Source organism: Bradyrhizobium tunisiense (assembly GCF_042263385.1).
Classification (GTDB): domain Bacteria; phylum Pseudomonadota; class Alphaproteobacteria; order Rhizobiales; family Xanthobacteraceae; genus Bradyrhizobium; species Bradyrhizobium tunisiense.
The window spans coordinates 122190-134965 of sequence record NZ_JBHLEV010000006.1 but is presented as its reverse complement, the minus strand read 5'-3'; the positions used below and the strand labels follow the sequence as shown (position 1 = coordinate 134965).

At 64.9% G+C, this 12776-nt stretch carries 14 protein-coding genes; 2 read left to right on the top strand and 12 right to left on the bottom strand.

Going from position 1 to position 12776, the window contains the following annotated elements; all coding sequences use genetic code 11:
• Positions 1–56 precede the first annotated feature (56 nt).
• Together ACFDR6_RS25250 and ACFDR6_RS25245 are read left to right on the top strand one after the other, a co-directional pair.
• Complete coding sequence (locus ACFDR6_RS25250) at positions 57–542, top strand: outer membrane protein assembly factor BamE (protein ID WP_212089725.1); 486 nt, start codon at positions 57–59, stop codon at positions 540–542.
• 212 nt (positions 543–754) lie between these two features.
• Positions 755–1768: a Bug family tripartite tricarboxylate transporter substrate binding protein gene (locus tag ACFDR6_RS25245; RefSeq protein ID WP_317243799.1), complete on the top strand. Its 1014-nt coding sequence runs from the start codon at positions 755–757 to the stop codon at positions 1766–1768.
• A 196-nt stretch (positions 1769–1964) separates the two neighbouring features.
• On the opposite strand, the gene ACFDR6_RS25240 is transcribed toward ACFDR6_RS25245, so the two are convergent.
• The 12 genes from ACFDR6_RS25240 to ACFDR6_RS25185 form a co-directional block, all read right to left on the bottom strand.
• The gene (locus ACFDR6_RS25240; RefSeq protein ID WP_212089723.1) at positions 1965–4085 is read right to left on the bottom strand and encodes a sodium-translocating pyrophosphatase; all 2121 of its coding nucleotides are present in this window, start codon (positions 4083–4085) and stop codon (positions 1965–1967) included.
• Between the two features lie 234 nt (positions 4086–4319).
• The gene (thiL, locus tag ACFDR6_RS25235) at positions 4320–5318 is read right to left on the bottom strand and encodes a thiamine-phosphate kinase (protein WP_375859893.1); all 999 of its coding nucleotides are present in this window, start codon (positions 5316–5318) and stop codon (positions 4320–4322) included.
• A 174-nt stretch (positions 5319–5492) separates the two neighbouring features.
• The gene (gene nusB / locus ACFDR6_RS25230; RefSeq protein ID WP_212089719.1) at positions 5493–5984 is read right to left on the bottom strand and encodes a transcription antitermination factor NusB; all 492 of its coding nucleotides are present in this window, start codon (positions 5982–5984) and stop codon (positions 5493–5495) included.
• A 4-nt stretch (positions 5985–5988) separates the two neighbouring features.
• Entirely contained in the window at positions 5989–6480 is a 492-nt protein-coding gene (gene ribH, locus ACFDR6_RS25225) for a 6,7-dimethyl-8-ribityllumazine synthase (protein WP_317243797.1), read from the bottom strand.
• Positions 6481–6587: 107 nt separating this feature from the next.
• Positions 6588–7199, bottom strand: a complete 612-nt coding sequence (locus ACFDR6_RS25220; protein ID WP_375859892.1) for a riboflavin synthase — start codon at positions 7197–7199, stop codon at positions 6588–6590.
• Positions 7199–8347, bottom strand: a complete 1149-nt coding sequence (gene ribD, locus ACFDR6_RS25215) for a bifunctional diaminohydroxyphosphoribosylaminopyrimidine deaminase/5-amino-6-(5-phosphoribosylamino)uracil reductase RibD (protein WP_317243795.1) — start codon at positions 8345–8347, stop codon at positions 7199–7201. The genes ACFDR6_RS25220 and ribD overlap by 1 nt, the downstream gene beginning before the upstream one ends.
• Positions 8344–8826: a transcriptional regulator NrdR gene (nrdR, locus tag ACFDR6_RS25210; protein ID WP_007603426.1), complete on the bottom strand. Its 483-nt coding sequence runs from the start codon at positions 8824–8826 to the stop codon at positions 8344–8346. Before nrdR ends, ribD begins: the two co-directional genes overlap by 4 nt.
• 29 nt (positions 8827–8855) lie before the next feature.
• Positions 8856–10154, bottom strand: coding sequence for a serine hydroxymethyltransferase (gene glyA / locus ACFDR6_RS25205; protein ID WP_317243794.1), 1299 nt, complete (start codon positions 10152–10154; stop codon positions 8856–8858).
• A gap of 270 nt (positions 10155–10424) precedes the next feature.
• Positions 10425–10646 (bottom strand): hypothetical protein, encoded by a 222-nt coding sequence (locus ACFDR6_RS25200; RefSeq protein WP_014494771.1) that lies wholly within the window; start codon positions 10644–10646, stop codon positions 10425–10427.
• Between the two features lie 37 nt (positions 10647–10683).
• Positions 10684–10920 carry a hypothetical protein gene (locus ACFDR6_RS25195; protein ID WP_212089709.1) on the bottom strand — a complete coding sequence of 79 codons (237 nt, stop codon included), beginning with the start codon at positions 10918–10920 and terminating at the stop codon, positions 10684–10686.
• A gap of 196 nt (positions 10921–11116) precedes the next feature.
• Positions 11117–11635: a transcriptional regulator LdtR gene (gene ldtR, locus ACFDR6_RS25190; RefSeq protein WP_018320040.1), complete on the bottom strand. Its 519-nt coding sequence runs from the start codon at positions 11633–11635 to the stop codon at positions 11117–11119.
• Positions 11636–12155: 520 nt separating this feature from the next.
• Entirely contained in the window at positions 12156–12653 is a 498-nt protein-coding gene (locus ACFDR6_RS25185) for a DUF6163 family protein (protein WP_212089707.1), read from the bottom strand.
• Positions 12654–12776 lie beyond the last annotated feature (123 nt).

Here is a 12776-nt window from a genome sequence, read left to right as displayed (position 1 = left end):
CCCTGCCCGGTACTTCAGCGCCTCGCGCGACGCAAGGGGACGGAATCAGTTCCGCTATGACCACATCGAACCAGATCAGCCTGCGCGCAGACAAGCGGCGCGGCCTTCGTGCACGCTGGCGCGGCCTGCGCATGCTTGCCGCCGTCACCCTGATCGGCGCCGCGCTCACAGGCTGCACCGGCGAGCAGTTCCAGAAGGGTTACATCCTGCCGCCCGGCGCGCTGGAGCAGATTCCGATCGGCGCGAGCCAGGATCAGGTGCTGATCGTGATGGGTACCCCCTCGACGGTCGCCACACTCGACGGTGAGGTCTTCTATTACATCTCGCAGCGCTCGGAGCGCACGGTCGCCTTCATGAACCAGAAGGTGGTCGACCAGCGCGTCATCGCGATCTATTTCGACAAGAGCCGGCGCGTGCGGCGGCTGGCGAATTACGGCTTGCAGGACGGAAAGATCTTCGACTTCATCAGCCGCACCACGCCGACGTCGGGCCAGGAGATCAACTACCTCACGCCGCTGTTCAAGCTGCTCAGCTTCAACTGAGTAAAGCGTTCTCGAACGACGTGGATACGTGTTCGCGTCGAGAAGCGCGTCAAACGAGACACTAGAGCCCGTTCCAATTCCACCGCAAGGTAAATGGCGCTCGCCTGCGGCGTCGTGCCGCCCTTCGCGCGGCCTTTGCCGTGGCGTGCGACTTGCCGTGACAAGTCAGGTTCCCTACGCTCCCGCCAAAGCAAGAAGCTGGGAGTGGATTCGTGTCCAAGAAACTTCAGAAAACTTTGTTGTCCCGTCGTCGCGTGCTCGCCGGTGCTGCCGGCCTTTCGGCTGCGGCGATCCTGCCGCGTTCGAGCCTCGCCGACTGGAAGCCGACCGAGACCGTTCGTCTCATCGTACCGGCCGCCGCCGGCGGTTCGACCGACGTCATGGGCCGGCTGCTCGCCGCTCACCTGCAAAGTGCTTGGGGCGGGTCGGCCGTCGTGGAAAACCGCTCAGGCGGCGGCGGCACCATCGGCACCGCCGAGGCGGTCCGCGCCAAGCCTGATGGCCACACCATTCTGGTCGGCAATCCTGGTCCAAACGCAATCGCCTACAGCATCTTCAAGAACCTCTCCTACAAGCCGGACCAGCTTCAGCCCGTCTCCAACATGATCCGGATCCCGAACATCGTCTCGGCGCATCCGAAGACCGGCATCAAGTCGATTCCCGAGTTGATCGCGTACCTCAAGGCCAATCCGGACAAGCTCAGCTACGCCTCCTCCGGCGTCGGCCAGAGCCCTCACCTCACCGGCGCCTGGTTTCTCCAGCTCACCGGGCTGAAGATGACTCACATTCCGTTCCGCGGAGCGGGCCCGGCGCTTCAGGCCGCACTCGCCGGCGACATCCAGATCCTGTTCGACAATCTCTATCCGAGCCTGCCGCAGGTGCAGAGCGGCACCCTCACCGGTCTCTGCGTCACCACCACAGAGCGCAGCGAACTCGCGAAAGACCTGCCGACCATGCGCGAGAGCGCGCCGGAGCTGGCGAGTTTCGACGTCTCCTCGTGGTTCTCGGTGTTCCTGCCGAAGGGGGTCTCGCCCGAGGTGCTGGGCGCGCTCAATCTCCAGGTCAAGGCGATGCTGGAGCGCGACGACGTCAAGAAGCAGATCGCCGCCATGGGCGCCCGCGCCGACTACGGCACGCCGGAGCAGTTCGCCGCCTTCCTGGATGCCGAGACGAAGAAGTTCGCCGGCATCATCCAGAAGGAAGGCCTGCAGATGGACGTGCAATAGGCCCCGTGTCCCGAACGCGGTGCAGCGTGTAACGCAGCACCGCTGAGCCGGGACCCAGCCGCGACGAGGACCCCGGATCTGCAGCGCAGCACTTCGTGCTGCGCTGCGTCCGGGGAACGCAAGACAGAGCGACAGACCCAATCAAAAACCCCGCGGCCTCGCGCCGCGGGGTTTTGTCTTGGTTCGTCTCCGCCGCTCAGTGCGCCAGGATCGCCAGCAGCAGCAGAGCCACGATGTTGGTGATCTTGATCATCGGGTTCACCGCAGGACCCGCCGTATCCTTGTAGGGATCGCCGACGGTGTCGCCGGTCACGGCCGACTTGTGGGCATCACTGCCCTTGCCGCCGAAATGGCCGTCCTCGATGTACTTCTTGGCGTTGTCCCAGGCGCCGCCGCCCGAGGTCATGGAGATCGCGACGAACAGGCCCGTCACGATCACGCCGAGCAGCATCGCGCCCACCGCGGAGAAGGCCGCCGACTTGCCGGCCACGCCACCACCCGCGATCACGTAGATCAGGAAGTACACCACGATCGGCGACAGCACCGGCAGCAGCGAGGGAATGATCATCTCCTTGATCGCCGCGCGGGTGAGCAGGTCCACCGCCTTGCCGTAATCAGGCTTGTCGGTGCCCTGCATGATGCCGGGCTTCTCGCGGAACTGACGCCGCACCTCCTCGACGATCGCACTGGCAGCGCGGCCGACGGCGGTCATGCCCATCGCGCCGAACAGATACGGCAACAGGCCGCCGAACAGCAGGCCCACCACCACGTAGGGGTTGTTGAGCGAGAAGTCCGGATTGACGCCAGCGAAGTAGGGATGGCGCGCGGAGTCCGCAATGAAGAACTTGAGATCCTCGTTGTAGGCCGCGAACAGCACGAGAGCACCGAGACCGGCAGAGCCGATCGCGTAGCCCTTGGTGACCGCCTTGGTGGTGTTGCCGACCGCGTCGAGGGCGTCGGTCGACTTGCGCACCTCCTTCGGCAGTCCCGCCATCTCGGCAATGCCGCCGGCATTGTCGGTGACGGGGCCGAAGGCATCGAGGGCGACGATCATGCCGGCCAGCGCCAGCATAGTGGCGGTCGCGATCGCGATGCCGAACAGCCCGGCGAGGCTGTAGGTGACCAGGATGCCGGCGATGATGACGATCGCAGGCAAGGCGGTCGCCTCCATCGAGATGGCGAGCCCCTGGATCACGTTCGTGCCGTGGCCGGTCACCGAGGCCTGGGCGATCGACTTCACCGGACGGTAGTCCGTGCCGGTGTAGTATTCGGTGATCCAGATGATCAGCGCGGTGACGACGAGACCAACCACGCCGCACTCGAACAGCGCCATGCCGGTATAGCTGACGCCGTCGAGCTTGCCGAAGCCGATCAGGTAGTAGATCACCAGCGCGATGCCGACCAGCGACAGCACGCCGGTCGCGATCAGGCCCTTATAGAGTGCGCCCATGATCGATTGGCTCGGCCCGAGCTTGACGAAGAAGGTGCCGATGATCGAGGTGATGATGCAGACGCCGCCAATGGCGAGCGGCAGCGTCATCATGGTGGCGAGGATCGGCGTCTTGGCGAAGAAGATCGCCGCCAGCACCATGGTGGCGACCGCGGTCACCGCATAGGTCTCGAACAGGTCGGCGGCCATGCCGGCGCAGTCGCCGACATTGTCGCCGACGTTGTCTGCGATCGTGGCGGGGTTGCGTGGATCATCCTCGGGAATGCCGGCTTCGACCTTGCCGACGAGGTCGCCGCCGACGTCCGCCCCCTTGGTGAAGATGCCGCCGCCGAGACGGGCAAAGATCGAGATCAGCGAAGCGCCGAAGCCGAGCGCCACCAGGGCGTCGACAACGACCCGGCTGTCAGGCGCCAGTTTCAGCGAATGGACCAGGAAGGCGAAATAGATCGTCACGCCCAGCAGCGCGAGACCGGCGACCAGCAGGCCGGTGATGGCGCCCGCCTTGAAGGCGAGTTCGAGACCGCCGGCGAGCGACGTCGTCGCGGCCTGGGCGGTGCGCACATTGGCGCGGACCGAGACGTTCATGCCGATGAAGCCCGCGGCGCCGGACAGGATAGCGCCGATGGCAAAACCGATCGCGACATAGAGCCCGAGGAAATAGGCAAGCAGCACGAAGATGACGATGCCGACGATACCGATCGTGGTGTACTGGCGCCGCAGGTAGGCCTGTGCGCCTTCACGCACCGCTCCTGCGATCTCCTGCATGCGCGGCGACCCCGCATCCGCGCTTAACACCGAAGACGTCGCCCAAATCGCGTAGACGACGGAAAGTACTCCGCAGAGCACAATCAACCATAATGCTGTCATGTGATGTTTGCCTCAGATCCTTGATGTACCCCCGGCGCCTTTTGTTGTCCGTCGTGCGGTGCGGCGCCTTGATTTCGAACAAAGCCGCCCCTTGCCCAAAAGGGGCGGCTTCAGTCAGCCACAAGCTTGCCAAAATCAAATTGAGGGTGCAACGCCGGATAAGGCCGAAAACGCCGATCTCGGCAGGTATTTAGCACCAAGTGCCGAGAACTAACGTGCCGTTTGGAGCAATTCCTAGAAGTGGCTGTAGGACAGCCGCTTCAAGGTCAATTCCTGGCCCTGCCCGTCCAGGAAGCGCGGCCTCTCTTTCCCCGCGACGATGGTGCCGATCGCCGTGACGGCAAGGCCGGCCACCCGCCCCGCGCCAATCAGTGCATCGGATTGCGCCGGCGGCACAGTGCACAGCACCTCGTAATCGTCGCCCCCCGCAAGCAGCGTCTCGACGCAAACGATTTTGCGGGCGACCAGGCCCGCCGCCGCGGCTGAAAGCGGCACGCGTGTCACCTCGACCGTGGCCGAGACCCCGGACGCTGCGCAGAGTTTCACCAGATCGCCGGCGAGCCCGTCGGAGACGTCCATGGCCGCGGTCGCATGATCGCGCACGGCGCGCGCCAGCACATTGCGCGGCTGCGGCACGCGATAGCGCGAGATCAAGGCGTCCCGTGCTGCGGGATGGCTCGCGAGCGCGGCCGCAGCGGCGCCGCCTGTGAGCACGTCGAGGCCAAGCGCAGCATCGCCGATGGTGCCCGTCACCAGGATGCGATCGCCTGGCCTGGCGCCACTACGGCCGACCATCCGCCCCTGCGGCACGCGGCCGAAGGCGGTGATCGAGACCATCTGCGGGCCCGGCGTCGAGACCGTGTCGCCGCCGAGCAGCGGACAAGTGAATTCCTTCGCGTCCTCGCCCAGCGCGTCCGCGAAGGGCCGCAGCCAGGCATCCTCCCTGCTGCGCAGCGCCAGCGTCAGCACGAAGCCGGCCGGCACCGCGCCCTTGGCAGCCAGATCGGACAGGTTCACCCGCAGCGCCTTGCGCGCGATGGTGCCAGGGGGATCATTGGCAAGATAATGCACGCCCTCGACGACGGCGTCGGTGGTGACGACGATGTCGTCGCCGGACGAGGCCAGCACCGCGGCGTCGTCGACCAGACCGAACGCACCGGGATCAGTCGCCAGCGGCTTGAAATAGCGGGCGATGAGGGAGTCTTCGGCGGAGGGATTTTGTGGATTTGCCACTGGCTTATCCCCACAAACAGGTGTCGTCGCCCGGCTCGACCGGGCGATCCAGTATTCCAGAGGCGCTCGCTTCAAATCGATAGGCCGCGGCGTACTGGATCACCCGCCTTCGCGGGTGATGACAGCGGAGAATGGGGCTCGCGTATTGCTTCAATGCGACGCCCCTCAGCACGACTATCGCCCGAACTCGTCACCGCGAAACTGGCGACCGATCTGGTCGAGAACCGCATTCACCATGCCGGTCTCCTCGCGGTCGACGAAGGCGTTGGCGACGTCGACATATTCGGAGACGACGACGCGTCCCGGCACGTCCTTGCGATGCTCCAATTCGTAAGCTCCCGCACGCAGCACCGCGCGCAGGATCGCCTCGATCCGCTTCAAGGGCCAGCCCTTCGACAGCGCCTCGTCGATCAGGGGATCGAGCTTCTTCTGGTCGCGCACGACGCCGGAGACGACGTCGCGGAAGAACGCAGCTTCCGCCGGCAGATATGTGTCGCCCTCGACCTCGTTGCCCAGCCAGTGGCTCTCGAACTCGGCGAAGATGTCGTTGATGCCGGCGCCGGCGATATCCATCTGGTACAGCGCCTGCACGGCCGCGAGCCGCGCCGCGCCGCGCCGGTTCGCCTTCTTCTCGAGCCCCGCCGGCTTTTTGGTGTTGTCGGCCATGGCTTTAGGCCTGCGCCAGGCGGCGTTTGATGCGCAACATCGCAATCGCCGCGCGCGCGGCATCGCCGCCCTTGTCGAGCTCGCTGGCGCGCGCCCGTGCCCAGGCCTGCGCATCATTGTTGACGGTGAGGATGCCGTTGCCGAGCGGCAGTTTTCGCGTCACCGCAAGGTCCATCAGCGCGCGCGAGGATTCCTGCGACACGATCTCGAAATGGATGGTGTCGCCGCGGATGACGCACCCGAGCGCGATCACGGCGTCATAGGGCTTGCCGTTCGCCGCTGCGGCGTCCACCGCGATGGCGACCGCTGCCGGGATCTCCAGCGCGCCGGGAACCGTGATGACATCATGCGTCAGGCCGGCCGCCTTCAGCTCGGCAATGGCGCCGTCCAGCAGTGCGTCCTGGAGATCGTCATAGAACCGCGCCTCGACGATCAGCGCGCGCGCGCCGGAAATGTCGGTCTGGTCCTTCAGGGGTGCGCGCCGCGCGTCTGCCATCGTCAAATCCGTTCTACAGGGGTTGGCGCGTTATGTAGTCGCCGCAGGCGGGTAAGCCAAGTTCAAAGACTGTCATTCCGGGGCGCGAAACGCCCCCGGAATGATGGCTAAGCCGTCATTTCCGTCAGCCGCGCCGCGTAGCGGGCCATCAGATCGACCTCGATATTGACCTCATTGCCCGCCTTCCAGCCGCCAATGATCGTCACCGTCAGCGTGTGCGGGATGATCAGCACTGAAAAGCTCACGTCCTGCACCGTATTGACCGTCAACGACACGCCGTCGAGCGTGATCGAGCCCTTGGTGGCGATGAACCGGGCCAGCTCCCGCGTGGTCGCAAGCTCGAACCGCGCCATGTCGGGCAGATCCTCGCGGCTGAGAAGCGTCGCGATACCGTCGGCATGGCCGGCGACGATGTGCCCGCCGAGCTCGTCGCCGATCTTCAGCGCACGCTCGAGGTTGAGCTTCGTTCCGACCTTCCAGTGCTTTGCCGTCGTCAGTGCCAGCGTCTCCGCGCCAGCATCGACGTCGAACCAGGTCTTGCCGCCATCGATGCCTGAGGCGACCACCGTCAGGCAGACGCCGTTGCAGGCGATCGAGGCGCCGTCGGCAATGGTGGTCTGGTCATAGCGGCAGGCGATGCGCAGGCGGTGCAACTGCCCCTGCGCCTTCGGCGTGAAGCCGACGATCTCGCCGATATCGGTGACAATGCCGGTGAACATTACGCGCGCTCGTAGATGGTGAGAGTATCCCTGTCGAATGTCTCGCTAGCATGAACCTTGTAAGCCTGCGACTGCGTGATTTTCGACAGGGGCAATGCATCGAGCGCATCGACGCCCTCGGCGCCCACCGCTTCCGCCCCGCGGAACAGCCAGATCTCGTCGACGAGATCGGCCGCGATGAAGGACGCCGCAACCCGGCTGCCGCCCTCGACCATCAGGCGGGTGATGCCCTTCCCGGCCAGCGCATGCAGCGCGGCGGGCAGATCGAGTCCTGAGGCATTTGCCGGAGGGATGCGGATCACTTGCGCGCCGGTCGCACCGAGGCGCGTCGCGGCTGCGGCTTCCGCAAGCTCGGATCCCATCACCCAGAGCGGCGTCTCGCGCGCGGAGCCCACAAGCTTGCTCGATGCAGGAATGCGCAGGCTCTGATCGAGCACCACGCGCACTGGCGAGCGCGCGGCCATGCCCGGCAGGCGGCAGGTGAGAAGCGGATCGTCCGCCAGCACCGTACCGATGCCGATCAGAATGGCATCGCTCTGGGCGCGGAGCAGATGCACACGATTGCGCACAGCTTCGCCGGTGATCGCGACGGGCTTGCCGCCGGCGGCGCCGATCTTGCCGTCGGGCGACACCGCGAGCTTCAGGATCACATGCGGACGCTTGTCCCGGATCCGGCGGAAATGCCCGGCATGATCGAACGCGGCCTCTGCCGCGCACAATCCGACATCCACCGCAATGCCGGCGGCGCGCAGGCGCGCATGGCCCTGTCCCGCGACCTCAGGATTGGGATCCTCGATCGCCGCCACCACCCGCTTGATGCCGGCCGCGATCACCGCATCGGCGCAAGGCGGCGACTTGCCGAAATGCGAGCACGGCTCCAGCGTGACATAGAGCGTGGCGCCCCGGGCCGCCTCGCCTGCCCGCAGCAAGGCCTCGGGCTCGCCATGCGGCCGTCCTCCGGGCTGCGTCCAGCCTCGCCCGACGATGACCCCGTCCTTGACGATGACGGCGCCAACGGCCGGATTGGGCCAGGTGCGCCCCTGCCCGCGCTTACCCAGCGCCAGCGCAAGCTGCATGAAACGATGATCGGCGTCCTTGGCCTCACGGGCCTTCTGCGCGAACTGATCTTCCAGGATGCGGAAGATCATTTGCGGATCGCGGCGAGCCGCGCTTCCTCCTCACCGGAGAGCTCGCCGAGCACGTCGGCGAAATCCTTGGCCTCGCGGAAATTGCGGTAGACCGAGGCAAAGCGCACATAGGCGACGTCGTCGAGCGTGCGCAGATGCTCCATCACGGTCTCGCCGATCACCTCCGAGGAGATCTCGGCCTCGCCCCCGGTCTCGAGCTCGCGCACGATGGTGGAGACCATCTTCTCCACCCTTTCAGGCTCGACCTGCCGCTTGCGCAGGGAGATCGAGACCGAGCGCATCAGCTTGTCGCGGTCGAACGGCACGCGGCGGCCATTGCGCTTGATCACCGTGAGCTCGCGCAGCTGGACGCGCTCGAAGGTGGTAAAGCGGAAATTGCAGGCGACGCACACGCGACGCCTGCGGATCACGGACGAGTCCTCGGTCGGACGCGAGTCCTTTACCTGCGTATCGAGACTGTTGCAGTTCGGGCAGCGCATCCGCTTGCTTTCACCAGTTTACCTTGGCCTTACTGATAGATCGGGAACCGGTCGGTGAGCGCCTTGACGCGTTCCTTGATCGCGGCTTCGACCAGCGGCGCCTTGCCGTCGTCGGACTGCGCGATCGCGTTGAGGACCTCGGCAATCATGCCGGCGACCTGCTGGAATTCGGCAACGCCGAAGCCGCGGGTGGTCGCCGCCGGAGTGCCGAGACGCAGGCCCGAGGTGACGAAGGGCTTTTCGGGGTCAAACGGAATGCCGTTCTTGTTGCAGGTGATGGCGGCGCGAACCAACGCCTTCTCCGAGACGTTGCCCTTGAGGCCCTTCGGCCGGAGGTCGACCAGCATCAGATGGTTGTCGGTGCCGCCGGAGACGATGTCGAAGCCGTGGCTCTTCATCGCCTCGGCCAGTGCCTTGGCGTTCTCGACGACGTTCTTGGCGTAGACCTTGAAGTCCGGACGCAACGCTTCGCCGAAGGCGACCGCCTTCGCCGCGATCACATGCATCAACGGGCCGCCCTGCAGACCCGGGAAGATCGCCGAGTTGAGCTTCTTGGCGAGCACCTCGTCGTTGGTGAGGATCAGGCCGCCGCGCGGACCGCGCAGCGATTTGTGCGTCGTCGTCGTGGTGATGTGGGCATGCGGCACGGGCGAGGCATGCACGCCACCGGCAACGAGGCCGGCGAAGTGCGCCATGTCGACCAGGAGATAAGCGCCGACCGAGTCCGCGATCTCACGGAAGCGCTTGAAGTCCCAGGCACGCGAATAGGCCGAGCCGCCGGCAACGATCAGCTTCGGCTTGACCTCTTCGGCCTGCTTGGCGACCGCGTCCATATCGATGATCTGGTCCTCGCGGCGCACCGTGTAGTGCGAGGCCTTGAACCATTTGCCGCTCATGTTGACGGGCGAGCCATGGGTGAGATGGCCGCCGGCCGCAAGGTCCAGACCCATGAAGGTATCGCCGGGTTGGAGCAGCGCCAGAAACACCGCCTGGTTCATCTGGCTGCCGGAGTTCGGCTGCACGTTGGCGAAGTTGGCGCCGAACAGCTTCTTGGCGCGATCGATCGCGAGGTTCTCGGCGACGTCGACCCACTCACAACCGCCATAGTAGCGCGCGCCCGGATAGCCTTCCGCGTACTTGTTCGTCATCACCGAACCCTGCGCTTCCAGCACGGCCCGGCTGACGATGTTCTCGGAGGCGATCAGCTCGACCTCGTGGCGCTGCCGGCCGAGCTCGCCCTTGATGGCGGCTGCGATTTCCGGGTCGGCCTGCTCGAGCGAGGCGCTGAAAAACGAATCGGGCGCGGAGGCGGTCTTGGCTGCGGTCATCTTGCGAATATCTCCACCGCCGCAGCCTTTTGGCGGGCTACGGGCGGTCTGGTGTGGCGATCGGAAGCGGCGAGCGCGATCTACCACATCGCCCGCAACTGGCCAAGGGTTTGCGGGTCGGGGCCAAGATTTGTGCAAGATATGGTGGGATCGGAGGTTCTCGGTAGCCGGACCGGCCTGGGAGACGGCCCGTCCGTCACCTCCGAAATGGGTCCGCTTCGGGCCTTTAACGTCTCATGCCCGAAGCCTCGACGTGCCGCGGAAATCGCGTCACAACCCGGTATACCCCGCCTTCACCGGATCCACGCTGCCGTCGAGCTGGCGCAGATAGGTCAGGCCGCAAACCGTCAACCTGTGCGGGTCCTTCTCGCCGGCCTCCATCAGTGTATTGAGATAGTTCGTGACCTTGGCCCGTGCCTCCTCGCTGGCCGCGGCGGTGCGGTTGGCGAGCAGGTCATAGGTCTGCATGATGCGGTCGATGGCGGCTTCCATGGCACCCTCTGGTTTTCTTGCATGTTCGGAGCTTCGATCAGGCAACCGCGCGGGCCTCGGTCTGCGTCTCGAACCGATTGATCGCCTTGTTGGCGAGCCTGATCTTGTTGAATTCGCCTTGCTGGAGCAGCTTCACGACAATCCCCAGCAGGCGCTCGTCGGTGACGAGAGTATCGGGGATCGCGCCGGAGCGGCGAAGGTAGTTCGCAGCGATTGCGTAGGCCTCACTCACGAGTTCCACGTTCATCGCCTGAAGCCCGCGCTCGACCAGCATCGACTTGTCTCCGATCCGAAGGAGACAAGCGCTGGGCTCGAAACTGGTTCCACGCCGCAAGCAATTATTTCGCAGTTGCACAAAGCAAAACGCACCGGTCCGGACGAATCCGGGCCGGCGCGCTGGGGAAGTTGAGGCACGTTCGGGGGGCTTGCCGGTCTTGTTTTGGGCCGGCTTGGCCCTATCCCGTAAAAACTCAGAGGCGATACAGGATCTGGTCGGTCCAGAACCGCTCGAGGCGATGCAGCGACTTGTTGAGGGTCGAGAACTCCTCGCCCGAGATGCCGCCGACCTGCTCCACCGTCTTGACGTGCTTCTGGTAGAGCGCATCGACGATGCGGCGGACTTCCTGGCCCTGCGGGGTCAGGCGGATGCGCACCGAGCGGCGATCGACGCGCGAGCGCTGATGATCGAGGAAGCCGAGCTCGACGAGCTTCTTCAGATTGTAGGAGACGTTGGAGCCGAGATAGTAACCGCGCGTGCGCAATTCGCCCGCGGTCAGCTCCTTGTCGCCGATGTTGTAGAGCAGGAGCGCCTGCACCGAGTTGATGTCCGCGCGACCGCGGCGATCGAATTCATCCTTGATCACGTCGAGGAGCCGGCGATGCAGCCGCTCCACCAGAGTCAAAGCTTCCAGATAGAGCGACTGCACCGAACCCTGCTGGCCGGAGACGCGCTCTGCGGTATCTGCCGCAGTTGCGACGGCTTTCATCATGACACTTCCCCTGTTGTCGTTTTTATCGACACTTATTCGACGAAACTTGTGTCCCGTCTGATAGGTGCAACTTAAGGGGCTCGTTTGAAGATCGGCTTAAATAAGAGAATAAAGAGATCATGAATTTAAGACAGTGAATTGCGGATTAAGCCTGTGCCACAAGCACTTTTCGCAACGCTCTGTTGACCTTCGCAAGGTCCTGTTCACCCTCCGTCCGCCCCCCTTGTCGCATTCCAGAACAGCCCCGCTTCGTTTCGAAACGGGCGCGTAAGAGCTGTGGCGGAACCGGCTGGTCAACGAAAACTTACCGCAAATTTTAGGCAACCAACGGTCAACCAAGCGCAACACTCTCGTGTCCCGGACAAGCGCCGCAAAGCGGCGCGGAGAGCCGGGACCCAGATGTTTCAAAGCGAGATTGCGGAAAGACGGGCCCGCCTCTGCAGCGCATCACGCCGCACTGGACGATGCTTCGCTTCGCGAGGGGCGCGCTGCATTGCGTCCGGGGCGCGAGAGCATACGCCTATGGCGGCCGTTCGCGCGCGGCCATCCAGGCGAGCGCGAGATAGGCGGCGAGCATGAAGGCCTCGACGCCGACGACGATCAGGCTGCCGCCGTAGATGCCCGGGAACATCAGCTCGATCACCGCCATCGACACCACGGTCGTGAGCCACACCACCGCTCCCCACGGGGTTGCCAGCCACAGGCCGACCGCGGCGACGAGCTCGATCACGGCGAAGTAGACCGTCGCGGCCTGCCAGGCCATCGACTGGTTCTCGAACGCCTCGTCCTCGCCGCCGACAAAACCCGTCACCTGGGCCCAGTGATACAGACCCTTCAGGATCGACAGCAGCGCCATCACCCGCAGGAACAGCACCAGGCGGCGCGTCCAGACATTGTCGTCGGACTCGACCCGCTCCGACGAGATCGCAGCGACCGACATCGCCGTATCTCTGGCATTCTCTCTGGCGGTGTCCCTGGCGCCGTCGCGGGCCGCATCGCGGGTGGAGATCTCGGACATGGACCCCTTCTGGCTGCTTCGGCCCGCAAAATCAATCGGCTGCTATCCCTTGCGGCAGGTCAAGCCGCGGTGACGGGAACCATGCGAGCTGGTATAAGAATAATTCCAGTCGGAGGAAGAGAG

Bases quoted from the DNA above. Each gene is read 5' to 3' on its own strand.
- ACFDR6_RS25185 (WP_212089707.1), bottom strand. From the start codon at position 12,653: ATGTCCGAGATCTCCACCCGCGATGCGGCCCGCGACGGCGCCAGGGAC.
- ribH (WP_317243797.1), bottom strand. From the start codon at position 6,480: ATGGCAGACGCGCGGCGCGCACCCCTGAAGGACCAGACCGACATTTCC.
- ACFDR6_RS25195 (WP_212089709.1), bottom strand. From the start codon at position 10,920: ATGCTGGTCGAGCGCGGGCTTCAGGCGATGAACGTGGAACTCGTGAGT.
- ACFDR6_RS25240 (WP_212089723.1), bottom strand. From the start codon at position 4,085: ATGACAGCATTATGGTTGATTGTGCTCTGCGGAGTACTTTCCGTCGTC.
- ldtR (WP_018320040.1), bottom strand. From the start codon at position 11,635: ATGATGAAAGCCGTCGCAACTGCGGCAGATACCGCAGAGCGCGTCTCC.
- ACFDR6_RS25220 (WP_375859892.1), bottom strand. From the start codon at position 7,199: ATGTTCACCGGCATTGTCACCGATATCGGCGAGATCGTCGGCTTCACG.
- ACFDR6_RS25200 (WP_014494771.1), bottom strand. From the start codon at position 10,646: ATGGAAGCCGCCATCGACCGCATCATGCAGACCTATGACCTGCTCGCC.
- nrdR (WP_007603426.1), bottom strand. From the start codon at position 8,826: ATGCGCTGCCCGAACTGCAACAGTCTCGATACGCAGGTAAAGGACTCG.
- ribD (WP_317243795.1), bottom strand. From the start codon at position 8,347: ATGATCTTCCGCATCCTGGAAGATCAGTTCGCGCAGAAGGCCCGTGAG.
- nusB (WP_212089719.1), bottom strand. From the start codon at position 5,984: ATGGCCGACAACACCAAAAAGCCGGCGGGGCTCGAGAAGAAGGCGAAC.
- ACFDR6_RS25250 (WP_212089725.1), top strand. From the start codon at position 57: ATGACCACATCGAACCAGATCAGCCTGCGCGCAGACAAGCGGCGCGGC.
- glyA (WP_317243794.1), bottom strand. From the start codon at position 10,154: ATGACCGCAGCCAAGACCGCCTCCGCGCCCGATTCGTTTTTCAGCGCC.